The following is a 23950-nucleotide window of genomic DNA, read 5'->3' as shown; positions in this document are numbered from 1 at the left end:
TTCAATAATGGAATAATAAACCATATATTCCTAATGATATTGTTTATTGTAACATTGGTCAATAAATAAAAAGGAAAAAAATGTGTCCGTTTCCACCGTAACCTTAGGTCCCCCCTAATATGGATTGATCCACGTTGAGTCCGTCCAGCCATCCAGATCGTATTCGCTCATGCACTGATCCACCATACTTTTGAATGCTTCGGCTCTGGGTTATCCATTATACGGATTATGGAACAATTTCAAAAACAGTACCTTGATTAAAATCAGTCACTTTCATAGAGCTATGCACCCCTAAATATAGTCTGCTCTGATCCAGATTCGTTCCCAAACTAACATAATAAGCGGATTGAGACCCAAAGTTATAATTGGTTTCAATCACACCAAAATCACTTAGTTTGCAATCATTTCTTATCCTAGTGTAAGCCAGAACCCCTTGAACCGGAGGTCGAGATTCTTCTTTTCGGGCAAGATCGGTAAACACAACGCTTCCTTTTAAATCGGGGATTTCATTCCCCATATATGACTGGACTCCTGTAAGTGAAGTTCCTCCAAACTTATCGGGACGGGGGTCTTTATGAAAATAACTAGTTAAAGGCTGAAGACGCCTCACTGAAGTTTTTATTGCTTCATTGTAATAAGCGACTGTTTTCTCATCCAAAGTCGGGTTCGTGGGGCAATCTCTTATAATCGAAGTCGGAAAAGCACCTTCCCACCCTCGCCAGCCAAAATTAATAAATCCTTCTGGGTCAAGTTCAACTTTCATTAAAGAAGCTTGAATAAGCTGTGTAACCGGTATGGGTTTATAATGGATGAATGAAAAAATCGACTCTACCAAATCTTGCCCTACATTTCCTACATATTTAATGTACTGACTATAAAATCTTTGAAAAGAAACCCCCGGAATATTGCGAACCCCTTTGGCCATTACCGTAAGCGTTTCCTGAATAGGTGATGGAAGTTCATTAAAACGTGTGACTACGGGCGGGTTTTCGATAAGTGTATTCTTAGCCACATCGATTTCAATTATTTTTCCGGCGATTTCCATATCATCCTGACTTAAATTAAATGGGTCATAGCCCGCTCCGCCATCTCCGGTTGTTAAAATTAGTTTTCCATTTTCAGGTGAAAAGTTTAAACTATTGACGCCATTATGATTAAAAAATGGTCTTCTTAAGTTAAGCAATGTCCGTCGTTTTTGAGGTTGCCCATTCGGCTGTAAAATCCATTCTTCAACGGTATCAATATGATCATATTGAGTTTCTCTATTCATCCACTGTAAGTTTAAGGTTTCCGGATCACACGGGTCAGGCTTAAAAGGTTTAGGAAGAGCACCTGGACCTTGTGTTCCGGCCACGGAATAATGAAGATAAAACCGGCCGTTATAATAAAAATCGGGATGAAACGCCAGCCCTACTAATCCGCGTTCGTCATATCCGCCTCTAGAAGCACCTAGTTTTATGATTCGTGGGCGAATATCTAAAAAAGTCCTTATAACTCCGTTTCCTACGTAAAAGATCTCTCCTACCTGGGTTGCAATAAATAATTTTTCAATGGAGTCACCCGGAAGCATAGCTGTTTTCAAAACAGTTGGTAAATTTATCTTACCTACAATGGGCTGTAAATTAACCTTAACTTTTTTCAACTAGCTTTACACTCCCCCTATTTTTTCTTTTAAACAATATGAAAAGTACGGTTCTGTTAGTACCAATTTGGGCCGGGGAATCTTAAATATGCATGATCTTCCGTATAACGAAATACAATGAAACGAGGTTGATCTTTGAACGGAGGGATTTCATGGCAATGAATCAAGTGGCAAGTCAATATGTTTTAGATCCGCAGCGTGCCTTGTTGTTGCCCCCGGAACTAAAGTCTTCCCCGCCAGAATCATTAACTGAACAAAAGTTCATTGAGCGTTCCTTGACCGAAAATCGATTTTGGCTGCGGATTATGAAAGAACACGCTTTATTTCTGGGAGAAGGATTTAACCGGAATGATGTCGGACTAATTCAAGAAGCTGACCGTTTTTATCACTACTTTGATAGGCATCTCCACAAAGCGATGACACTACCGGAAACCGTCCAAAACGTAAGACAACTAAATGACGAAAGCATCACATTGGTATCAGCTTTTCGAAATTTCAAAAGGAATATCTTAATCTTAATTATCAATTGCAAAATAAGCGGTTTTAACTTCCCGCTGCTTGTAGATCATATTGCCCGTGAAGCAGAGTATTTTGTTCGTACTCTACATAAATTCAATCAAGGAATATTGGAACCCATTCAAGACGCTATCATTAGCGAAAATGTTTTCTGGCTCCGCATCATGATGGAACATTCTCGGTTTATCGCTTCCTTGTTAGACCAATCTGAACGTAATTTAGTCAATACTGCAAGGAAGTTTGGAGATGATTTCGAAACGCTTTTAGGGCAAGCAAGGGATGTTGAATCGATGCTATTTAACAAACAACCAACTTATCCGATCATCACAAAAATGCAAAAAGATAGCGAAAACGCTACAGTAGAATTGAGGAATTTCAAAAAAACCGGACTGGAACTCATTAAAACCTGTCAAATCAAAAACGTAATTAATCCCTTATTGGCAGACCATGTGGTTCGTGAGGCCAACCATTTTCTTCTCATGATAAAAGCACTCGAGGACCGCTTGAATAACCAGCTTCTTGCAGAACAACAGCAAAAATAATTCCCCTAGGTTGTAATCTTAAACCAGAAAAAAAGGTGGCAATTGGGTTACCAATTGTCACCAACCAAACTCGTTCAACGCACTAAAACTACCTTCTATTCTGCTTCTTTATTATTTCCATCCCATTCATAAACAGATTCTCTACTAACATGAAACGGATCAACATTTTTTTCTTCTAGCAAGTCCTCAAATTTATCCGCCCCATTTTCTATGAAATATTCATATTCTGATTGTGAGATAAAAAAGGCTAAAAGAATTCTCCCACCTTTTTCCTCACTTTTAGTTGTGACATGGCTATATTCTTCTGGGAATGCAAATGGTTCAGTAAAATAAACTGCACCTTTGTTGTATTTTTGTACGAATGATTTATCAATGTTCTCAATGCCGCTAATCGCTATTCCTCGGCCCATTTGCATTTGGTTAGCTATACAATAAAACAATGTACTTGCAAGAATATATCCAGCACTGCTAGATGCTCCATCAACTACCATTGAAACTTCAATATTATCGCCTACTACATCCTCATATTTGCTAAATCCGAGAGTATTATAAACTAAGCATTCTTCAAACACATTTTCATATTTCAAAATTTGTATTTTTGGCATTTCCTCATTATTTTTAAACACCTCTCGGTCAATTGGGTTCCCTAAAAATTTGCTGTAATGGTCGTAGTATAGTTCTCCAAAGTTAATCATCCTAATTAACTCCTTTTATAAGTTTCTTCTACCTCATATTTATAACTGATAGGCCCTCTCTTCTCCTTCCACCACCATGGTGCCTGTGGTAATTATCATTATTATACTCTACCTCAAAATAACGGAGCTTCGTGTTCATCGGTGAAAATGACTTCATTTTTTCTTCGAGTCGTAACCGTTGTAAGAAAACAAACAAAAACAGGTCAATCATGGTGGTATCACCATAAACGACCTGTTATGTGTAACGCTATAGCAATATTTGTGTTATAAAATTCAAGCATTTGATGTGCGTACAACCGTATTGACGAAAATTTTGTACGGGTACTACATGGGTTAACTATGTTTTTGATTATATGATGGGTTCATTCAGCACTGGATAGGGTTTATTCATCAGACGCCGTAGCATTGCTAGCAAGGTAGCCAGTGTAATTAGGTATTTACACAAAATGACGGACAGACCCAATTCAATGTTTATCAGACCAATGGAACTCTTTGAAGAACTCATCAGCTAGCCTAAAAAATAAGTCAAATGCTTCTTCGTTGTTTTTAGTTGATGATATAATATACTCATACCATCCACGTTCTTCGTCAAACTCAATTCCTAAATTGTTTTTTATCCACCCCCTAACCCAAACATGAAATTCTTCACTAAAATGATAGTCAATTGCTCCTGCTGTTTTTGATACAGACCCATGACAGTGAAATCCTGTAATAAAGTACTTGATATAATCTAATCGCTTTTCCTGAACAAACATCCCAGGTCTTCTCCTAATTGCACTAATCAATTCTTCAATATTCATTTACACCAACCCCTTCGATTAAGTACTTTAAAAATTGTAGCTTTTAGAAAGATCAAAATACTGTCTGAAAAAAGGGTCGTCTAAAGCTAGGTCATCAGCCCATTCTTTGTAAGGGACTCCTTTGGGATTTAAATTGTCATAGACAGTATCTCCGACTCTTATTGCAGCATGTTCCCCATTATCTGTAACACTGCGTCCTAATTTATCAGAATAAATCTGACCTGTGCTACTTTTAATATTTATTCTTTGTCCTGCTATTCCATTTTTCTTCAAACCTGCTTCTAAAGCACCTGCAAACTCCTTGCACTTACCCCATTTTTTATAGGCATCAGGGACATCATCAATGATTTTTACGCTATCAGCATTACCCGTCCCCTCAGTCTCTTCCTCCTCTCTTCGTCTCTCCTCTTCCTGTCTCTCTTTATTACCTCTCTCTTTCCTCTCATCTCCCCCGCCACCATGATGTTTCCGGTAATCATTATTATACTCTACCTCAAAATGACGTCCTAGGCCCCCGCCGCCATTACCTTCGAAGCCGAGGTGTCTTCCGCCCATGCCGCTCATTCAGCCTTGCAGGCTTAGGGAGAGTCCTTCCAGGATTTCCTCAAAAGCTTCCGCCGCTTGCTCCAAAGATTTAAAGCTTCCGGTTTTTAGCTTGCCGTCCCCCAGTTTGGCAGCTCCGTGTTCATCGGTGAAAAATGACTTCATTTTTCCTGCGAGCCCCAGGCCTCCGGCTGCACCGGCCGCGCCCATTTCTGCGTTCCCCAGGGCCCGGCCTGCCGCATTTTTCGCCTTCAACATGCTGGCCGCTTTTTTGGCGGCTCCAGCTCCTCCAGCAGCGGTAAGGCCGATATCCACCGCCAAACCCGCAGCTTCAATCGAGTCATACCCGATCTTATAGCTCTCGTCTTCCCGGTCGGTGAGCGGGTTCGGCAAGCCGTTGTTCCACCATTTGACTAACGGGTTAACGAACTCCTTTAAGGTCTCTCCGCCATCATGCAGCAGCTCGGGGACCGATTTTTGAAACGTCACCGCTTCCAATACGTATTGTCCCGTATTGATGGCCGACTTCACCGTCTCATTGCGTTCCGCCAGCGGCTTGACCTCTTCGTCGGTAAACAGACCGTAGTATGATCTGACCAGAGGATCTCCAAATTGCTGCGTCAAAAGCACGTCCGAGATATCGCTGGCCGTGTTCCATAAACCTTTAACGAAGTCTACGGCTCCATCCCATTCCCCTTTTAAGGTCGCCCCAATATTGTTCAGGGCAACTTCCCCAACGGCATATGCCGCCCCTTTCTCCTTAAGCACCTGCTCAAACGGAGACAAGAGCTTCTCATACGTTTGGTGCAGACTTCCGGCCAATTCGACCTTCTGTGCGCTGAATTCAGCGGATTCATTATGCTGTGCCTTACTTTTCTTTGCTTCTACATCGAGACCGTCCATTCCTTCCACCCGGATTTGGCCTGCTCGCAAAAACAAATTTTTCCTGGTGCTATTGAAGGGAGAATGATAAATAGACAGCCATAGAAAAAAAAGCCGCACAGGACAAACATCCCGTACGGCCAATCATCTTGAATTGAGCAAATTGCGTAAATCCAATAAACGTCTTTCGATTTAGTAATTAGCGGATCGACTCGGCAATGCGGATGATTTCGCTTCTGTCTACACTACGACTGGAGAGGTAATATAGTGCGTCCTTGGTTTCCCAAAGCAGAACTCTGTCATCCATCAGGATCGCTTTAACGCCATTCAACTGCAATTCCTCAAGCTTGCCGTCCGTACCCGTGCCGTATGCGGTTTCTTCATCAGGTAGCCGCTGCTGCATGTAGATACTGCCTTTTGTCTCCTCGTTTGTAAAATGGAGAGTGACATATTTGCCGCTTACCTCCTCCGCGTCACGATAGAATTCCGCTCTGTCAAAGGCGTATCCCTCTGGCAAATACTGCGGGAGCTTTACTGGAAAGTCGGCATAGTCGGCCAGCTTCGTTGTGTCCTTTATGCTGAGTATATGTTCCGCGATGTCCGGGTCCCGCTCTTCCTTTTTAACAGACTGCTTGCCCGTTGATTCTGCCGGTTGTACCTGAGGTTCTGTCTGCGCTACCTCAATATGTCCCAGATTGAACGAAGCCAGCACTTTATCTACTATATCCTGTGCAAAGGAAGGCTGGGCAATGGCTATGCTCAGCACTCCGGCAGCCAGTGTCGCGCTCAGCGCGATGGCAGGACGTTTGAATCCGCGTTTATTTTTCATTGTGTTTGCCTCCTGTTTATTGTTCATGGTCCGTACTTTAAACAGCACGGCGCTGCGATTGGAATATTGGCTGAAATCCTTGCCGGACAGCGCTTGGCCGAGCTCCAGCAGCTCACGGTTGTCCTCCGTACCGGCCAGATCACCGGGAGCCGCACCGTGCTCACAAGCCTCTATATCGCGCAAAAACTTATCGTTATTGCCTTTGACTCTCATAACTGATCCACACTCCCAAGTTCAGCTTTCAGTTTTTTCATGGCACGGTAGAGAATTACTCCGATATTGCTTTCGGACAACCCGGTAATCTGGGCAACTTCCGTGTTCCGGAGACAAGCTCCGAATTTCAGCGCCACCAGATTCCGCTCTCTTTCATCCAGTTTATTAAGCGCACCAATCAGTTTGTCGTTCCGCTCTTCCCGCAGGATCAGGTTTTCCGGGTCTTTTTTGCTTGACACCAGTTCCTTGACCGCTTCCAGCGAGAAAAATTGCCGTCTTTTTTGCCTTCTGTAGTAGTCGTTCACTACATTTCTGGCGATCGCGAACATCCATACCTCTAAAGGAGCTTTGTTCTGCGAATACGTATCCAGCTTGCTTAATATTTTCTCAAACACCACGCTCGTCAGATCCTCGGCCGTATGAATGCTGCTCACACGATAGCTGATATAGTTGAAAATCCGTTTATAGTAGGCTTCAAAAATCTCTGTAAACAGCCTGTCTATTTCCGTCTCTTCCCAGACCTCCTCCTGTATGAAAGGGTGAAGCAGCGCGCGATCTTGCATCACTTAAGAGTCTCCTTTCGCCAATGTATTACCTGGCCAAGTAATTCAACAGTTAATACGCCTTTCCTCCGGTTCCATTACAAAAAAATACCGGCTCCTGATACCAGGAACCCGGCATTTTTAACTGTACACCTCCATCTGGCATTCCATCGTTCGTATCCGTCCCGTTAGTATACTTGGTATAAGTGATGCTTAGATAGTCGCTTAAACCAATGTTTTTATCCGGGGACTTATCGGATATTTTGCTGTACGTAGGACCACAACTGACCAATGAAGTGGTTAAAAGAAACAATTCGACTAATTTCATACCAACGCTGATTCTTCCCATTTTCCCCACCTTTGTTATAAGACCAGCCATACACGAACATGACTTCCAATAAATTAAAGCGGAATCCGCCGCCCCAAACTTCTCGATTATTGAGGTTTGGACGGATCCCGCTCGACTTTCCCCCTTCATTTGCTGCTATTTAGAACCGGCTTGAATGAAACTGAAATTGTTGATAAATCCGTCTTCTTGAAGAAATATCGGCTCTGATTTCTTGGTCTTCAAGTCAAGATAAAATATCCCTCTTTGATCCGTCTTGGCGTTTTTGTCCTCACCCAAATAATAAATGCCTTTCCCATCTTTTGATAGATATATTCCTTTTCTTGCTGTAATGGGCAAATCTAACTTCGTTCTTTCGCCTGACTGAATGTTGACCATGCTATACTCAACCGGGCCGCTATTAATGACCTTTGCCGTTGCTATCAGGATTTGATCGCCGCTTACGGTTAAACTTAGAATTTTTTCCGCCTTCAACTCAATGATTTTGCGAGTCGCTAGCGTTGCATTGTCAATCTCTATGATCCAGTGATTAGACGGAATCATATCCGTATTCGCCATATTCGCTTTCTTCATTTGAATACGCTTCTGAGCGTCAGAATATTGGGCTGCGTACGTTTTATTGGTTTCCGGATTATAAGCGATGTCCCATGTATGGGTATCCAGATCTTGATCATCCACAAAGCGGATATCGCCACCTTTCTTATCGAAAAAGCCGACTTTCAAGTTAATTTCTCCTCGCTTTACCGCTACCATGATCAGCTTGTTATCGGCAGTAAGAGGAATAATTTTATTGATCGCAAATAGGTTGGTGCTTAGCTGCTTTGATGACTTTGTTGTTAGATCATAAACAAAAAGTTCGTCTTCATCCTGCTCCCCCTCCCCAGAATAGTAAATTTTCTGCTCCGGTAAAGATGCCGACGTAAGGGGATATTGTGATGTATAGGGCAATTCCGTCACTTTAGTCAGTTTGTTGCTGTTAAGTTCATAACTGTACACCTCCATCGTCATGCCATCGTTCGTATCCGTCCCGTTCGTATACTTGGTATAGGTGATGCTCAGATAGTCGCTTAAATCAGTGTCCTTATTCAGGGACTTATCGGATATTTTGCTGTACATAGGACTGCAACTGATCAATGAAGCGGTTAAAAGAAACAATACGACTAATTTCATACCAACGTTTATTCTTCCCATATTCCCCACCTTTGTTATGAAACCCGGGAACAAAACATTGTCCCCGGGTGCAACCTATTTATTGTATTAAAAACTATAATAATACCGCCCACTAAAAGATACGGAATCTGACCAATCTACCCCAAAATCCTCTACAGTCTTTTTCCAAAGATCCAGAACCGCATCAGGAAGAGAACCATTATCCCTTTTGTTTACAGTTCCCGTTTTGTCATTATCAAAATTTCTCACCCTCAGTTCAGTATCAAATTTTGGATTATCAATGTCTCCACGAGTAGCCGCATCACCACGTTGTGAATCTTCTTTTTCTCCTTGTTTATCAGTATAATTGGTAATTCGGCCTTCTCCCTGCACACTTCTTTCTGTAATGATTATTGTATTATTATGTTTACCATAGGTGTAGGTTCCAGCCGGTTTTCTGGTTCCCCTTGGCAAAGCCTTATATTTAAAAGGAACAAAGACACCATCGTCTTGAATAAGAAATTGTTTAATATAGCCTTCGCCGTCATACTCAACTCGCAAACCGGGTTTCTTCCAAGGGGCAACTTATGGATTGTCAGGTTCATATTCTTGTTTCCTCTCTCTATTTTCCATTATTAGAATAATATAAAAGAGAGAGACTTGTCCTTACAGAATGGTTACACTGGCGGTTACAAGGTCATTACAACTATGATTATTTACATTTTTATAAGAAAAACGTCTATCGAAGTACTTTCAAGGAAGCCAGACCGCGTTTAGCGGTGGTTTTTCTTGCGATTATAGAATTGCTCAGCTCCGCTGAGAACTTATAAATTCTATAATCTTAAAAAAACCGGATTACTGGTTGTGAGCAACCAATAATCCGGAATTTCCGAAAGACATATTCTCTTATAGTGCGTGTTCAAAAAGTCGGCTTTTCAGCACCGAAGCGTATGCTTTCGATGTGCGTTTTTTCAAAACGCTTTAGGTTGGATGAAGCTAGGGATTGAGGAGCGGAGCGTACGTTTTGGGTACGTGAGCACCGGAAGTCCCGGCTGAATTCAAGATTCGACGTCGAGACCACTTCCTGACCTGCTTCGTGATCAAAAGATGACTTTTTGAACAACTTCTTACAAGCAAAAGTTAAGACCCCGCTCCCCGGTACCGTTTTACGCCATAGTTCCAAGAAGTGATGCCGATCGCCAGAAAAACCACGCCGACGACCGGAGTGAGCCAAGCCATCATCTGCATCTCCTCCCGGTGCAAAAACAGCGAAGCCGGATAAACGCCGACGAAAGCGAACGGCAAAATCCAGGTCAGCAGCACTTGAATCGCCCGGTTGTAAATCGTTACCGGATAACGGCCATAACCTTGGACATTGTACATCAGCGGCAAAATGCCGGTCGGCGCGTCGGAATAAAACGACAGCGAGGTCAGCGTCGTGTAAATCCCCGTATAAATAGCGACCGCGCTCAAAGTGAACAGAATCAAGGCCGGAATCGTCCACCACTCCAAGCCAAGGCCCAGTTGCGCCCCGCTGACGCCCATGATGATCAAGCCGATGATCGAGCCGACGAGCGCCGGCGGATCGACGTTTTCCAGGAAGATCTGGAACAGGTTGTAGGCCGGCCGGGTCATGATCCGGTCCATCTCGCCTTTGACGATATAACGTTCGCTGAAGTTCCACATATTGACGAAACAGCTGAACACTCCGAACGGCACCATAAAAAAGCCGTAAACGAACACCACTTCACTTTCGCTCCAGCCGCCAAGGCTGTCGGTATGCATGAAGATGACAAAAATGAAAATCAGGTTCGTCGCCTGAAACAGCAAATCGGAAATGACCTCCACCCAAAAATCCGCGCGATAGGTCAGCCGGGTTTTCATATAATTTTTCAAATATTCGCCAATGAGGCCCAAATAGTACATGTTGTTCTCAACCTCCTTGAACGAACAGGCGCCGCCGCGACGCATGATACAGCCAAACCATCGGAATCAGCAAAATGACGAACCAGACAACCTGAATGCCCAGCACGCTCCAAATCGAGGCGCCTTGAATCCGGCCCGTAAACACGGAGCCCGGCAAATAGGTAATCGCCTGAAATGGCAGGTAATTCATGATCCCCGAAAGCCAGGACGGAAACAGGCTGATCGGAATGATGAGCCCCGAAAACAGATCGACGACGACGCGTTTCATGCGCATAAAGCCTTCATTGTTTTCCACGAAAAAAGCCATCAGCCCGGTGATAATGTTGAGCTGCGAATTGATCAGGAAGCTGAAAAACAGCATCACGAGGAACCCCACCCAGGCGGACGGCGCCGTCGGCAGCTTCACCGGATACAGCAGCATGGCCACGGCCATGCCGGGAATCATCAGCATCAGAAAGCGGAACATCCCTTCGCCGAGGCCCTGCATCATCTTGACAAGCACGTAGTTATAAGGACGAATGAATTGGATGGCGATGCTGCCGTCGCGGATATCCGTGGAGATTTCCCGGTCGAGATTGTTGAAATAAAAAGCTCTCGCCATCCATGATACAGCCAGATAAGTCGTCATCTGCGAAGCGGTAAAGCCCCCAAGCTCGCCGCCCCCGCCATAGATCGCTTTCCACGTAAAATAATAAACCCCGATGTTCAGCGTATAAATCAAAATGCCCGAATAATAATTCACCCGGTAAGCCAGCATTGTCAAAAAACGGATGCGGATAAAGTCGATGTAAGCTCCTAAGGTGTTAGACATGGACTACCGCACCTTCGCTTTCGGCCGGCTCGTCCGTTTTTTTCTCCGCCGTACCGGCTTGGTAGATGCTGCGCACGATTTCATCGGTATTCGTCTCGATGATTTTGATATCGGTGATGTCCGCTTTGCCGACGACTTGCCCCAGCACCTCGGACACGCCGATGTCGAGAGGAATCCATACTTTGGCGTTCAAATCGTTTTCCGCCGTCCAAACCACCGGCAGCGAACCGGTCCAGGAGCGGAGCTGATCGAGCTTGGTCGCCGTCCCAAATTGGAACAGCACCTCCCTGCCTGTCCCCCAGCGGTTTTTGAGCTCCTCCAGCCCGCCGTCGTAAATGATCCGGCCATCGTCAAGCATGATGACCCGGGAGCACAGCGCCTCGATATCCTGTAAATCATGGGTGGTCAGCAGAATTGTCGTGCCGTGCTCGCGGTTCATATCTTTCAGGAAGTCGCGGATTTCCGATTTGACCACGATGTCCAGGCCGATCGTCGGTTCGTCGAGGAACACGATCGACGGATTGTGCAGCAGCGCGGCGACAAGCTCGCACCGCATCCGCTGGCCCAGGCTCAGCTTGCGCACCGGGCGGTTCAGCAGCTCCTGCAGCTGCAGCCGTTCCACCAGCTCGTCCAGCCGCTTCTTGTAATCGGCCTGCGGCACGCGGTACACCTTGCGCAGCAGCTCAAATGATTCGATCACGCCGATGTCCCACCACAGCTGGCTGCGCTGCCCGAACACGACGCCGATATGCTGCACGAACTTTTCGCGCTCGGCATAGGGCACGAAGCCCCCTACCTTCAAATGACCCGAAGTCGGCACGAGGATGCCGGTCAGCATTTTGATCGTTGTCGACTTCCCGGCCCCGTTTTCCCCGATATAACCGCAGATTTCCCCCTCTGGAATCTGAAAAGAAATATCTTTAACGGCGGCCACTTCGTTATACTCCCTCTTAAACAAATCAAGGAAGGCCCCTTTGAGGCCTCCGCGATTTTTCTGCACTTTAAATGTTTTGCGCAAGTCTTGCACTTCAATGGCAGCCATGTCATCCCTCGCTTGTACATAAATTTTAGCCCGCTAAAAATTATATAGTAACTTCCACCAAAGCACCAGTCCTTAAAAGCGCGCAAAAGTTTAGTAAAGTTCAAAAAGTCAGGTTTTCAGCACCGAGAAGGTTGGATGAAGCTAGGGACTGAGTAGCGGAGCGTACGTTTTGGGTACGTGAGCAACGGAAGGCCCGGCTGAATTCAAGATTCGATGCCGAGTTACTTCTTGATTTACTTCGTGATCAAAAGCAGACTTTTTGAACTACCTTATAAATTAAAGCGGTAGCCGACGCCCCAGATCGTCTCAATATACTGCGGCTTGGACGGATCACGCTCGATTTTCTCCCTTAATTTGCTGATATACACCGTTACGGAGGCGACATCGCCCAGCGAGTCCATGCCCCATATTTTTTCGAATAGCTCGTCTTTCGTAAACACCCGGTTTGGGTGCATCGCCAAAAACAACAACAGATCATATTCCTTTCCGGTGAGCGACAGCTCCACGCCGTCCACCCAAACTTTCCGCGACAGCTTGTCAATGCGGAGGCCACGGATGCTCAGTTCATCCTGCTCCTTTGTCCCAATGCTGCCCGTCAGACGCTCATAGCGGGTGAGGTGGGCCTTGACCCGGGCCATCAGCTCGCCGAGGCTAAACGGCTTAATGACGTAATCGTCGGCGCCCAGGCCAAGGCCGCGGATTTTATCGATATCTTCTTTTTTCGCGGAAACCATCAGGATCGGAATATCTTTGGCCTCCCGTACCCGCCGGCAGATCTCAAAACCGTCCGTGCCCGGCAGCATTAAGTCGAGCACGATCAGATCAAAAACTTCCTCCAGCGCCCGCTTGAGTCCCGTGTCTCCGGTTGGGGCGATTTCCGCGAGGTAGCCGCTTGCCGTTAAATAATCCCGCTCGACCTCGGCAATCACCGGGTCGTCCTCGATAATCAAAATTCGCTTCATTCCTGTTCACCGCCCATCGGTAAATTTCCCCGCCTCGGCAGCGTGAAAGAAATCGCCGTCCCTTCGCCAACCGCGCTGTCCGCACGCACGCTCCCGCCATGCTCCTCAACGATCTGCCGCACGATCGCCAGCCCCAGCCCGCTGCCGCCGGTCGTCGAGCTCCGGGCAGTCTCGGCCCGGTAGAAGCGCTCGAACACGTGCGGCAGCGCCTCGCCGGCGATGCCTGCCCCGTTGTCCGCGATGCGGACGATCGCTTCGCGCGGGCGCGCGTCCAGCTCGATGCGCAGGCGCTTTTCCGGCTTATTCATATATTGCAGACTGTTGCCGCCGATATTCATCAGCACCCGCTTCAGTTTGTCCCGGTCGGCCAAAACCGTCAGCGGTCCCGCCAGCTTGGCGCGGAATTCCACCTCCACGTCCTTGTAGCTTGGGTCGGCCTTCAATTCTTCCGCCCACTCTTCCAGGAAGCGATGCAGATCGACCGGTTCAAAATGAAACGGCAGCCGCTTTAAATCCAGCTTGGAGAACAGGAACAGCTCTTCGATGAGCCGGTCCATGTCCGCCGTTTTTTGGCCGATCATGGCGATATACTTATCCCGTTTCTCCTCCGTATCGGCGATTCCGTCGCGCAGTCCTTCGACGCAGGCTTTAATTCCGGTGATCGGGGTTTTCAAATCATGCGAAATGTTTGAGATCAGCTCTTTGCGGTTCTCCTCGTATTGCAGCTGCAGCCGGATCGACGCTTTCAGCCGTTCCCGCATTTCCTCAAACGCTTCCCCAACTTCGCCGAATTCATCCCTGCGCTTTAGGTCGAGCGGTTGGTCCAGCTCCCCTTCCTTAATCCGCTCCGCCGCATGCTTTAACGTGTATAGAGGGCGGATGATGCTGCGGGATACAAAAAACGTCAGCAGCAGGTTAGTGAAGGCGATGACGATCAACAGGGACAGAAACAACGTCGGCATGAACTGTGACATTTTGTTGAAAACCGGATTCAAATCGGAAAGCAAATACAGCGAGCCCGGGCTTTGGTCGGCAAAAACGAAATCGACCCGCTCCGCGTTGTAGCGGCCGTTTACCTTCGCCCCTTTTTTCCAACCGGCGAACCGCCGTTCGTCACTAGGCCCAACCTTGCTTAAATCGTTCTGCAGCCCTTCGCGGTCCACGCCGGATGAGGCGAACAGCACCTCTCCGTTTTTGACGACGATCAGACCGGCTTGCAGTTTTTGCAGCGTTTTGTCCGTCTTCGTGAGAAATTCGTTGTCCGCAAACAGCCCGGGATCATGCTCCGTGATGAATTTGACCCCGGCCATCACCCGTTCTCGTTGGTCGATCGTTTCCCAAAACTGCGAAAGCGCAACGCCATGCACTGGTAAGATGCCCGTTTTATTTCCGGCGCCCGCATCGCCGCCAAAAAACACGCGGGTGAGGATAATCCCGATGATGGAAATCAGAACAAACGGGATAAGCACCATGGCTACATAGGAAAGGATAAGTCTGCGTCGGATCGTCATGCGCGAAAAGTCCCCTTCAGGTGAGATGTACTTCGTTAAAGTGCATAACCTCTTAAAACGACTTTCGTTCAAAAGTGGTGAGACCGCCTATATATGCCATCATACTATAAGCCAGCAGAATGAATAAAGATGACAGCAGCTTGCCCGCAGGTGCCCCGCCTCCACCCCATAACAAATGCCAATCGGTATAGGAATATAGCGACCACAGGGCCAGCGGCGGATAAAAAAGCGGCAGCAGCTTGCCGGCAAGGTAGACGAGGACGGCGCAGCCCAGCGCGGCGGCGCTGCCGGCAAAATACTGGGCGATCCAGACGGCCGCCAGGCTAACGGCCAGCATCGGAAGCACGGATACCGCATAGGCGATCGTACTTTCCGCCCACTCCGCCAGCGGATCGGCCGAACCGGCCCACAGGCCGCAAGCGGAAGACGCCAGCCAGGCGGCAGCCAAAATGATGGCCGTAAACGCAGCCAAAGCCAGAGCTTTGGAGGCGAACAGCTTGGCGCGTGTCACCGGGCGCACCAAAGCCAGCTTGATCGTACGCGCCGCCGCTTCACCGGCAAACAAATCCGCCGCCGACAGCGCCAAATATAGCGGCAGCAGGATGCCGGTAAACAGGTTCAGCGTCAAAAGCGCCGCCTGCCCGCTAAGCGCAGCGCCGAGCCCGGCGGCATCGGTCAAAAACCGCGTCAACAACGTCAGCAGCAAGGGGACGAGCACCGCCAGCCCCAACATCGCCTTTGTGCTTTTTTTCAACCATAGCTTTTCCAGTTCATTATGCCAACTCGCCAGCAAACTGCTCACGGCTTTCCGCCTCCTTTCCTGCTCCAATCGTATGCAAATAATATTCCTCCAGCACCATTCCCGGCGGAATCAGCTGAAACCGGCTGCCGAACCGGAGCAGTTCGCCGTGATGGAGAATGCCGATATGCGTTGCGATCGGCTCAAGATGGCTGATCATGTGGCTGGACACAAGAAAAGCGATCCCTTCCTGGCGGGATAACCGTTCCATCGTATTCCGGAACTCCGCCATCCCACCAATATCCAGCCCATTGGTCGGCTCGTCGAGGATGACCATCCGGGGATGGTGCAGCAGCGCCGCGGCGAGCGCCAGTCTCTGCTTCATCCCCAATGAATACTGCTTGGCCCGCTCATGCTTGAAAGGGGCGAGGCCAACCAGCTCCAGCACTTCATCAAGCCGGGCCGCCGTTACCTCCGGGTAAAGCCGCGCCGCTTGCCGCAAATTTTGATATCCGGTCATGTACTCGTACGCGTCAGCCGTCTCGATCACGCAGCCGACTTGGGCCATCGCTTGCTCAAACCGCGTTTCCGGGTCCAACCCGAACAGACGCACCGTTCCCGTGTCGGGGCGGCATAATCCGGTGATCGTCTTGAGCAGCGTCGTTTTGCCGGCTCCGTTTTGGCCGAACAGCCCGACGATTTCACCGGCGTGTACGTTAAAGCTAATATCGTAAATTCCGCGCTGATTGCGGAATCGCTTGGTCACATTATTTACGCTCAATAGGGCGTCCATGACAGCATTCCCTCCTTTATTATAAGCAGCGCCGGGCCATGGTTGCCCGGCGCTGTCCGCCCGCTAGGAACGGGCCTTCCTTAGCGGCATTAACGATGCCATGGCGGGGTATGGCCGTCCCGCTTGATCGTTTCTACCTGCTTGCCGGTCAAATCGACCGTATCAGGCGTTGTCTGGCCATATCCGGACAAATCGCAATCGATGGAGATGACCAGTTCATGCTTGTTGCCCGCCTTATCAGTGCCGCTGATGGTAATTTTCCCTTGCTGGCGCTCAAGGTATTGTTCCGGGCTGATTTCGGCGTCAAAGCGGATATCCTCCACTTTAACGTTATCGGTCAACTCGGGAAAATCCACCTTGGGCATGGAGGGATGAGCCAAGCCATCCTTTTGAGCGGTTTCGCCGCTATTATCCGCCATCCAGCCTTCTGCCCCCATCTGCCCGTGGAACGCCGGTCCGGCCGTCAGATGGCTCGCCGCCAGCGAACCAGCCGCTTGCACAACGGCCGGGATTTGGCTGCCGGACAGATGCAAGGACGCTTGCTTCTCACCGGAAGGAAGCTCCTCAACCGTCGCCAGATCCTTCACATTGCCCAGCAGCGCATCAATGAACTGTTCCGCGTGCTGCGGAGGTGCAAATTCCTCGCTGCCGGCTTGCTGTTCCTTATCGCCCAAGTTCATTACCCGGTACGTATCCGAATCCCCTTCGTGGAGGATCACTTTTTCATCTTGTTTAAAGACCTGCAAGGTTTGGCTTTCCGATGCCCCGGTCACGGTGACCTTTGCGCTCATTCCATTGGTTTCTTTGTTCCGTTTCGCCTCCATCTCGGCGCGTAAGATCTGTTTGCCGTTGTCGGTCACAACGATGGTTCCCTGATGGGTTAAGCTTTCGGCCGAAAACGTATGTTTCAGGGCGGTTTTGTACGTTTCGTACCCGGACGTACCCGCCATCGCGGATAGTCCGCTGGCCAGCAGCAGAGCGGCCCCGAGGCCAAACACCGTCCCCCGCTTGATCCATGTTTTCGTTTTTTTCATAGCGTTCTTCCTTTCTTAAACTTTGGTTTATCGAAAGTTCGGAAGCGCGGCATGCCTGAACTGAACTTCCTGTCATTAAGCATAACCGCCAGGTCTAAAACACCTCTAAATGAATTCTTAAAAAAGTATAAAAAAGTGGGACGGCACGATGCTCCGGTACGGAAATTTGGAGGATAAGCGAGTGGCGAGAAGCCTCGGGTTGAGCAGTGATGCCGAAAAAGGCAGGCGTAGTAATAGGGCATATTACAGGGTGTAGTCAAAGTGTTTTATATCATGTGTAATGGAGTGTTGTACGGCGGATGTGTGAATCGCGGATTTCCAAAGTAATGGACAAAGTAGTCCCTAACGCTGCAACAATTCTTGAACCACAAAACTACTCTAACGGTTGTCACAACCGCTATTTGATCCAAAAACGTTGATTTCAAATTCTAACGGTTGCCCTGGCGCTTATTTCACTTAAAACCAGCTACTTCTACCTGGATTAAGGCAAATAACGGCGCTCACAACCGTTAGGATTTAGAAAAGGTCTTTTTTCGCAAAATAGTGGCTGATACAACCGTTAGATTTCCGGCTGGCAATGGGCATCACGGTGACTGTGGCGACAAGTTTAACGTTCCCCCAACGCACGGCGTAAGCGTACTGCGGATCACCCGGACGATGAACGGGAACAGCACAGATAGATGGCTCTCTTCTGCGAAGTACGTATAGGACACGTGGAATCCGGGGATACCGGCGGCATTCAGCCGTTCGAACATCGCTTTGACGTCTTCGAGCATATGTGGCTTTTCCTCGCTGCCGACGCCGAGATAAAGTCCAATAGACGGACCTGGTCCCGCGGAATCCGCAGCTGAACGATCATCTGCTGCCGGCCCCGTCTCCCTCCATTGCCGGACCACCTGTTCCGCGACCGGCACGATATAGCGATTTTTCCACCAGATCGACGGGCTGCCGGCGGCGTAATGCTGAAAAGCCCGAGGCCGCGCAAACAGCGTGTACAGCACAAACCAGCCGCCCAGCGAGTGGCCGAACAGCGTTTGACGGGTGCGGTTAATCGGCATCTCCCGCTCGATAAGCGGCTTCAACTCCTCTTCGATAAACGCCAGGAACCGCTCCGCCCCACCGGTTTCCGGCCAGGGTGCGGCGATCGGGCGTTCCGGCAGTTCGCTTTCCGCCGCATGGATCGTAAAATCGTAAAAGCGGGCGTCCGTGTCAAACGGCTGATCCGTCTCATAGCCGATGCCAACGACGATGGAAGCTTCCAGCCGATGGGGGCCGCGCGCATGCATGCGCACCGCCTCCGCCATCGCCCCAAAGCAAGCGTTGGCGTCCAGCAAGTAAATGACCGGGAAGCCGCCCGCCGGCGCCGGTTCATCCGGCTTCCACAACATGATGCGGTAACTACGCCCGCCGCGGCTCGTCATCTTCCATTGTTCCGCCCCGGGGATACGAAATGGCTGTTTCTCCAGCGCATAATCCAAGTTGGTGCCCTCCTATCTTTTTCTTGCCCGATATAATTGGTAAACGAAATAAGGTACCCCAATGATCGAAATGACGATGCCCACGGGCAGCTCGGCCGGCGCAAACACCGTCCTGCCGATCAAGTCGCCGATGATGACCATCACCATCCCGATCGCTCCGCAGGCCGGGACCACATACCGATAGTGGATACCGACCAGACGCCTGGCGATATGCGGGGCGATCAGCCCGACAAAGCCGATGCTGCCCGATACCGATACACAGGCGCTGACAAGCCCGATGCTGCAAACGAGCAACCATTGCCGCTGGGCTCCCGCACGCACGCCCAAGCCGACAACGCTCGTCTCATGCAGCTGCATCACGTCGAGCACGCCCGCTTTGCGCCAAATGATTGGGATGAGCACCAGCAGCCACGGCAACGTCGTCAGCACCTGCTTCCAATTGGCGCCGTATATGCTGCCCGTCAGCCAGACCGTGGCCATTTCGAAATCCTGGGGGTTCATTTTCAGGGATACGTACAGTGTAATGGCGCCGAAACCCGAACCAAGCGCGATGCCTACGAGGATCAAACGCTGAGGGTCGATAACCCCGTTGCGGCCGGAAAAGAAATACAACAGCGCCGCCGCGGCGAGACCGCCGATCCAGCCAAACAGCGGCATCGATAACACCGAGCCAAAACTGCTGCCAGTCACCGCCCCCTGCATAAAGAACATAAACAAAACCACCGCCGTCCCCGCCGCAGCATGGATCCCCAGGATGCCGGGATCGGCGAGCGAATTGCGCGTGATCCCCTGCAGCGCGGCGCCGGCCACGCCAAGGCCGCAGCCGACCAAAGCGGCGATCAAAATGCGGGGCAGCCGGAAATCGAAGATGACCAGATCGTGATCCCGCTGCGGATCAATGCGCAGCAGCGTTCCGAACACGTCGCGAACCGAAAGGTCAAACGACCCGTTCGTGAGGCTAAGGTACATCCCGCATAACGCGAGGCCGCAGCAGACGGAAAAAAACAGCCAAAACCGCGCGGAAGAATATGGCCTACTCACTTTTCCCCCCTCCTCTCGTCTTGATCAAGTAGAGGAAATAAGGCACGCCGAACAGCGCGGTAACGACGCCGACCGGCACCTCGAACGGCGGATTCAGAAACCGGCTGAGCAAATCGCACCAAGCTAAAAACAAAGCGCCGAACAGCGCCGCAAACGGAATCACCCTCCGGTAATCCGGGCCTACCAGCAGCCGCGTAATATGCGGCATGATCAAGCCGACAAAGGCGATTTTTCCCGCGATCGCCACGGCAGCCCCGGTCATAACGACGACGCTGAGCATAGCCGCCGCTTTGATCAGCTTGACGTTCAGCCCCAGCTCCGACGCCAGCTCATCCCCCAGCGCCAGCGCCGTTACCGGGCGGGCCAAGAGCAGGGCCAGAAGCAGTCCGAAGATCCCGAAAGGAACGGCCAGCCACAGCATGTCCGGAGCGATATCGTGCAGCCGGGCGTTGTACCAAAAGCTGATATTTTGCGATACCTGAAAATAACTGGCTAAAGCCTGGGACACTCCGCCGAGAAAAGTGCCCAAAATCGTGCCTAGCACCGCCAGCATGACGGGCGAGGAACCGCCGGGCAGCACCCTGGACAAGCCGAAAACGAGGCCAGCACCAAGCGCCGAGCCGGCCAAGGAATACCCGATCATCCCCATATTCGTCGTCCCCGGCAAAAACGCCATGCACAAGGTGACCATAAAGGCCGAGCCGTCCGAAATCCCCATAATGGAAGGCGAGGCCAGCGGATTTCTGGTGATCCCCTGCATCAACGCCCCGGAAACGGCCAGCATCGCTCCGATCAGCAGCGCGCCGAGCGCGCGGGGAATCCGCGATGTCCGGATGATTTGATGATCGATGTTGCCCGGATCAAAATGAAAGACAGCGTCCCATACCTTATCGTAGGTGATCGGCTTCGTTCCGTGCAGCACCGATCCCGCGATCGTGACGGCGATGAGCAGAATGCCCAGGGCTAGAAGACCCCCGTTTCTCAGCTTGCGTAATCCCGCCGACGTCCCGGTTCGAGTATCCCCGCTCATCCCATTACTCGGCAAGCCGTTCCTGCGCCGCCTTCAGGAATTCGATCCGGCTCCACGCAGGGCCTCCTTCCGCAAGCGGGTCGATCACGTTCACGAACACTTTGCCATTCTTCACCGCATTTATGTTTTTGACGATCGGGTCAGCCACAAATTCATCCAGCGCCGTCTTCGTTTCCCGATTCTCATCGCTCGCAAACTGAATAAACAAATAATCCGGATTCATCGCAGCAAACTGCTCGATCGTCACTTCTTCCTGCGCTTTGGCCGCGGCAACCTCCGCCGGCGCTTTCAAACCAAGGTCAGCATACAAAATTGGATTAAAAAATACCGTCTCCGGATAAATAAATAGCTTCCCGGTACGGATCCGCACCGCCAGCACATTTTGATCCTGGAGTTTCCCGGTCAGTTCCGCCTTGGCTTTCTCCAGATCGCTTTGATACTCCGAGATCGCCTGTTCGGCTTCAGCCTGCTTTCCCGTCAATTCCGCCAGCAGGTTCAAACTCGCTTCCCAGTCGACGGCCAAATGCGAGACGAGAATGGTCGGTGCGATTTTGCTGAGCTTCTCCGCTACCTCTGCGGGAAATTTCGTCGAGCCGAGAATGACGTCCGGCTTAAGCTTCAGAATCGTTTCAAAATTGGGCTGTATTTTCTCCCCGATCGATTCCGCCTGATCCGTAATCGCCGCAAAGCGTTCCGGAAAATCTCCGCCGAACGTAATCGCTCCTACCGGGTGCACGTCCAGCACCAGGGCATCCTCCATCGCTTCCATCGAGCCGGTGATGACGACACGTTCCACCTTAGCCGGAACCTCGTAGGTCTGGCCCAAATATTCAATCGTGCGCATTCCAGTCTCAGCGCTTCCCCCGGACCCGCACGCCGGTAACACCAATGCAAACAGCAGGACAACCAACGCTGCCCAAGTCAACTTTTTCATCTCTCCGCAGCCCCTTTCCCTATGCAAACAAAATCATCACCATAAATATATGATAATGATTATCATTGTCGATTATAAAAAAGGGACCTCCGCTTTGCCATGGATAATCTTCGGAACAATTATGGACATTCTCCCGAAAACAACCGGACAAGCTGCTCCAGCATACGCAGGTGGGCATGCGGAGAATATTCAAGCCACGGGTCCGAGGACAGCCGCCGCACTCTTTGCCGCTCAACCGCGGGAATCGCCAGCCACTCCCGATCCATTTGCAATCTTGCCCACGCATCGATCGATTCGCTGTCCTGGCGCACCATCATCAAAATATGGCCGGGATTGATTCGTTTTAGCTCCTCCAGGCTTACCGGCCGGTTGTAAACATCCGAGTCCCCGTCATAAGCCGGAATCAGCTGCAAATCGTGGTACAATAACCCGGCCATGCCGCGATTGCAATGCAGAAACAGGCTTTCGTTCATCATGCGGATGACGGCCACCGTTCCCTGACGGAGCGCAAGCGGCAGCAGTTCTTTCGTCCGGTTCAACTGAAAGGAATAATTCTCCAGCCATTTTCCGGCCTGCCACGTTTCGCCCAAATCCGCAGCCAGCGAAGCAAACTGCTCCCGCCAGCCGAGACGCGCTACGGCAAGCAGCTTCACAGGCGCAATTCGTTCCAGCTCGCTTCGTTCTTCCGCCGAAATCGTCTCGGCGGCGAGGATCAGATCGGCGGAAATTTGCCGAAGCTGCTCCAGATTGGCGCGCCAGTCCTCGTTGTACCGGTAAGCGCTGAACTGGACCGGAATTTCGCCGCTGAACTCGCGGTAATAGTATTCCGTCCACTTCGGGTGGAGCGGAGCCGCGTGAGGCAAAATCCCAAGCGGAACCAGATAGCCGAGCGCCGGCGGGCTGTAGGCCGCCAGCTTCCTGCGGCTATTTTGCATATAGGCGGACGGCGATACGCCGATCACCTGTTTGAACTTGCGGCTAAAATAAAACTCGTCCGCATAGCCGATCATGTGCGCAATGTCGCGCAGCTTGGCCGGGGACCCTGCCATCAGCCGCTTCGCCCGCCGCATCCGTAGTTCCGTGACGTATTCGATCGCGCTTTTACCGTATTTTTTCTTGTATAACTCCACAAAATATTTCGGGCTCAGCTCCGCGATCCGGGCCAGCCGCTCGATCGTAATCGGCTCGACGTAATGCTCCTCGATGTAACGTTTGGCGTATTCCACAGCCGCGCCGGCGTTCTCCGGCTTCGACCGGCGGTTCCGGTATATGTAAAAAAGCATCTCCAGCAAATCGATCTGACAGCGGAAATGCCCCAGTTCGTCTGTACCATGCCATGTCTGATACAGATCGGCGCCCATCGGCGCCAGTCGATCGTAAGGATAAACGAACATTTTTCCCGGGTACGGCAGCGATGCGGAAGTCCGGTCCATCCGGGGGTAGTTCCTTCCTTCATGTTGATCCGGCTGCGGAAAGGCAAGCACATCAAAATAAAAAACATACAGCTCGGCCTCCCCGCTGCGCTCGGCAGCGCCAAACGTCTGCCCGGGAACTCCGAGAAAAACGCTGGATCGGTCCAGCTCCACCGGCTCCTGGTCGACAATCAGCCGCACGCTGCTCCGAACCGCCACAATCAAGACAAACGACATCGCCAGCTGCTGCCTTAAGCCGCCCCCAATTTCGCCTTTTATGTACTCAACGGAACGAAGCCGGAATGATAAATCACCCAGCTTTCTCAGTTTCAAATCGTTTTTCATCTGCTTCATGTTCCGACATCTCGCTTTATCAATGTACTCGTATTAAGTATATTGATAACCGTTCTCAACATCAATCCTAAATCCTTACTCAGCCCCGCGCTGATTCGATCGATCCGGTTCGTCCAGATCCAACCGGAGTAACCGGCCGGCAGGCGATGACTGATGCTGTTTACGGGAGAAATGGGCTGAGCGT

At 50.1% G+C, this 23950-nt stretch carries 24 protein-coding genes; 1 reads left to right on the top strand and 23 read right to left on the bottom strand.

The annotated features are described in order from the left end of the window. Positions 1-226 precede the first annotated feature (226 nt). The gene (locus tag ACLD72_RS06615) at positions 227-1642 is read right to left on the bottom strand and encodes a PQQ-dependent sugar dehydrogenase (protein ID WP_411001038.1); all 1416 of its coding nucleotides are present in this window, start codon (positions 1640-1642) and stop codon (positions 227-229) included. Between the two features lie 152 nt (positions 1643-1794). On the opposite strand from ACLD72_RS06615, the gene ACLD72_RS06610 reads away from it, so the two are divergent. Further along, positions 1795-2700 (top strand): DUF2935 domain-containing protein, encoded by a 906-nt coding sequence (locus ACLD72_RS06610; RefSeq protein WP_411001036.1) that lies wholly within the window; start codon positions 1795-1797, stop codon positions 2698-2700. A gap of 95 nt (positions 2701-2795) precedes the next feature. On the opposite strand, the gene ACLD72_RS06605 is transcribed toward ACLD72_RS06610, so the two are convergent. The 22 genes from ACLD72_RS06605 to ACLD72_RS06500 all read right to left on the bottom strand — a co-directional run bounded on the left by ACLD72_RS06605 (position 2796) and on the right by ACLD72_RS06500 (position 23766). Beyond that, positions 2796-3395, bottom strand: a complete 600-nt coding sequence (locus ACLD72_RS06605) for a suppressor of fused domain protein (RefSeq protein WP_411001034.1) — start codon at positions 3393-3395, stop codon at positions 2796-2798. Between the two features lie 464 nt (positions 3396-3859). Next, on the bottom strand, positions 3860-4195 hold the full coding sequence (locus ACLD72_RS06600) for a hypothetical protein (RefSeq protein WP_411001032.1): 336 nt from the start codon (positions 4193-4195) through the stop codon (positions 3860-3862). A 27-nt stretch (positions 4196-4222) separates the two neighbouring features. Continuing rightward, positions 4223-4750 (bottom strand): papain fold toxin domain-containing protein, encoded by a 528-nt coding sequence (locus tag ACLD72_RS06595; protein ID WP_411001030.1) that lies wholly within the window; start codon positions 4748-4750, stop codon positions 4223-4225. Positions 4751-4759: 9 nt separating this feature from the next. After that, positions 4760-5671 carry a hypothetical protein gene (locus tag ACLD72_RS06590; RefSeq protein ID WP_411001028.1) on the bottom strand — a complete coding sequence of 304 codons (912 nt, stop codon included), beginning with the start codon at positions 5669-5671 and terminating at the stop codon, positions 4760-4762. Positions 5672-5819: 148 nt separating this feature from the next. Beyond that, positions 5820-6662 (bottom strand): DUF4367 domain-containing protein, encoded by an 843-nt coding sequence (locus ACLD72_RS06585; protein WP_411001026.1) that lies wholly within the window; start codon positions 6660-6662, stop codon positions 5820-5822. Further along, positions 6659-7225, bottom strand: a complete 567-nt coding sequence (locus tag ACLD72_RS06580; protein ID WP_411001160.1) for a sigma-70 family RNA polymerase sigma factor — start codon at positions 7223-7225, stop codon at positions 6659-6661. The genes ACLD72_RS06585 and ACLD72_RS06580 overlap by 4 nt, the downstream gene beginning before the upstream one ends. Positions 7226-7277: 52 nt before the next feature. Then, positions 7278-7532, bottom strand: coding sequence for a hypothetical protein (locus ACLD72_RS06575; RefSeq protein WP_458475650.1), 255 nt, complete (start codon positions 7530-7532; stop codon positions 7278-7280). A gap of 156 nt (positions 7533-7688) precedes the next feature. Next, complete coding sequence (locus tag ACLD72_RS06570; RefSeq protein WP_458475649.1) at positions 7689-8552, bottom strand: hypothetical protein; 864 nt, start codon at positions 8550-8552, stop codon at positions 7689-7691. 255 nt (positions 8553-8807) lie between these two features. Then, entirely contained in the window at positions 8808-9260 is a 453-nt protein-coding gene (locus ACLD72_RS06565) for a hypothetical protein (protein ID WP_411001021.1), read from the bottom strand. Between the two features lie 579 nt (positions 9261-9839). Beyond that, a complete protein-coding gene (locus ACLD72_RS06560; protein WP_411001019.1) occupies positions 9840-10625 on the bottom strand; it encodes an ABC transporter permease in 786 nt (261 codons plus the stop codon). A gap of 7 nt (positions 10626-10632) precedes the next feature. Further along, positions 10633-11436, bottom strand: a complete 804-nt coding sequence (locus ACLD72_RS06555) for an ABC transporter permease (RefSeq protein ID WP_411001017.1) — start codon at positions 11434-11436, stop codon at positions 10633-10635. Beyond that, positions 11429-12478 carry an ABC transporter ATP-binding protein gene (locus ACLD72_RS06550; RefSeq protein ID WP_251587817.1) on the bottom strand — a complete coding sequence of 350 codons (1050 nt, stop codon included), beginning with the start codon at positions 12476-12478 and terminating at the stop codon, positions 11429-11431. The genes ACLD72_RS06555 and ACLD72_RS06550 overlap by 8 nt, the downstream gene beginning before the upstream one ends. A 269-nt stretch (positions 12479-12747) precedes the next feature. Next, positions 12748-13440, bottom strand: a complete 693-nt coding sequence (locus ACLD72_RS06545; protein ID WP_411001015.1) for a response regulator transcription factor — start codon at positions 13438-13440, stop codon at positions 12748-12750. Beyond that, positions 13437-14951 (bottom strand): sensor histidine kinase, encoded by a 1515-nt coding sequence (locus tag ACLD72_RS06540; protein ID WP_411001013.1) that lies wholly within the window; start codon positions 14949-14951, stop codon positions 13437-13439. The genes ACLD72_RS06545 and ACLD72_RS06540 overlap by 4 nt, the downstream gene beginning before the upstream one ends. A gap of 52 nt (positions 14952-15003) precedes the next feature. Next, positions 15004-15753: an ABC transporter permease gene (locus tag ACLD72_RS06535; protein WP_411001011.1), complete on the bottom strand. Its 750-nt coding sequence runs from the start codon at positions 15751-15753 to the stop codon at positions 15004-15006. After that, entirely contained in the window at positions 15725-16483 is a 759-nt protein-coding gene (locus ACLD72_RS06530; protein WP_411001009.1) for an ABC transporter ATP-binding protein, read from the bottom strand. Before ACLD72_RS06530 ends, ACLD72_RS06535 begins: the two co-directional genes overlap by 29 nt. Before the next feature lie 89 nt (positions 16484-16572). Then, positions 16573-17517: a hypothetical protein gene (locus ACLD72_RS06525; RefSeq protein ID WP_411001007.1), complete on the bottom strand. Its 945-nt coding sequence runs from the start codon at positions 17515-17517 to the stop codon at positions 16573-16575. Between the two features lie 584 nt (positions 17518-18101). Then, positions 18102-18995 carry an alpha/beta hydrolase gene (locus ACLD72_RS06520; RefSeq protein ID WP_411001005.1) on the bottom strand — a complete coding sequence of 298 codons (894 nt, stop codon included), beginning with the start codon at positions 18993-18995 and terminating at the stop codon, positions 18102-18104. Positions 18996-19007: 12 nt separating this feature from the next. Continuing rightward, positions 19008-19964: a FecCD family ABC transporter permease gene (locus ACLD72_RS06515; RefSeq protein ID WP_411001158.1), complete on the bottom strand. Its 957-nt coding sequence runs from the start codon at positions 19962-19964 to the stop codon at positions 19008-19010. Positions 19965-20028: 64 nt separating this feature from the next. Continuing rightward, positions 20029-21066, bottom strand: coding sequence for a FecCD family ABC transporter permease (locus ACLD72_RS06510; protein ID WP_411001156.1), 1038 nt, complete (start codon positions 21064-21066; stop codon positions 20029-20031). A gap of 4 nt (positions 21067-21070) precedes the next feature. After that, positions 21071-22000 carry an ABC transporter substrate-binding protein gene (locus ACLD72_RS06505; RefSeq protein ID WP_411001003.1) on the bottom strand — a complete coding sequence of 310 codons (930 nt, stop codon included), beginning with the start codon at positions 21998-22000 and terminating at the stop codon, positions 21071-21073. Positions 22001-22119: 119 nt separating this feature from the next. Beyond that, positions 22120-23766 carry an AraC family transcriptional regulator gene (locus ACLD72_RS06500; RefSeq protein WP_411001001.1) on the bottom strand — a complete coding sequence of 549 codons (1647 nt, stop codon included), beginning with the start codon at positions 23764-23766 and terminating at the stop codon, positions 22120-22122. Positions 23767-23950: the final 184 nt, after the last annotated feature.

Source organism: Paenibacillus lacisediminis (assembly GCF_046567315.2).
The sequence above is the reverse complement of the archived record's forward strand: the minus strand, read 5'-3'. Positions and strand labels throughout refer to the sequence as shown.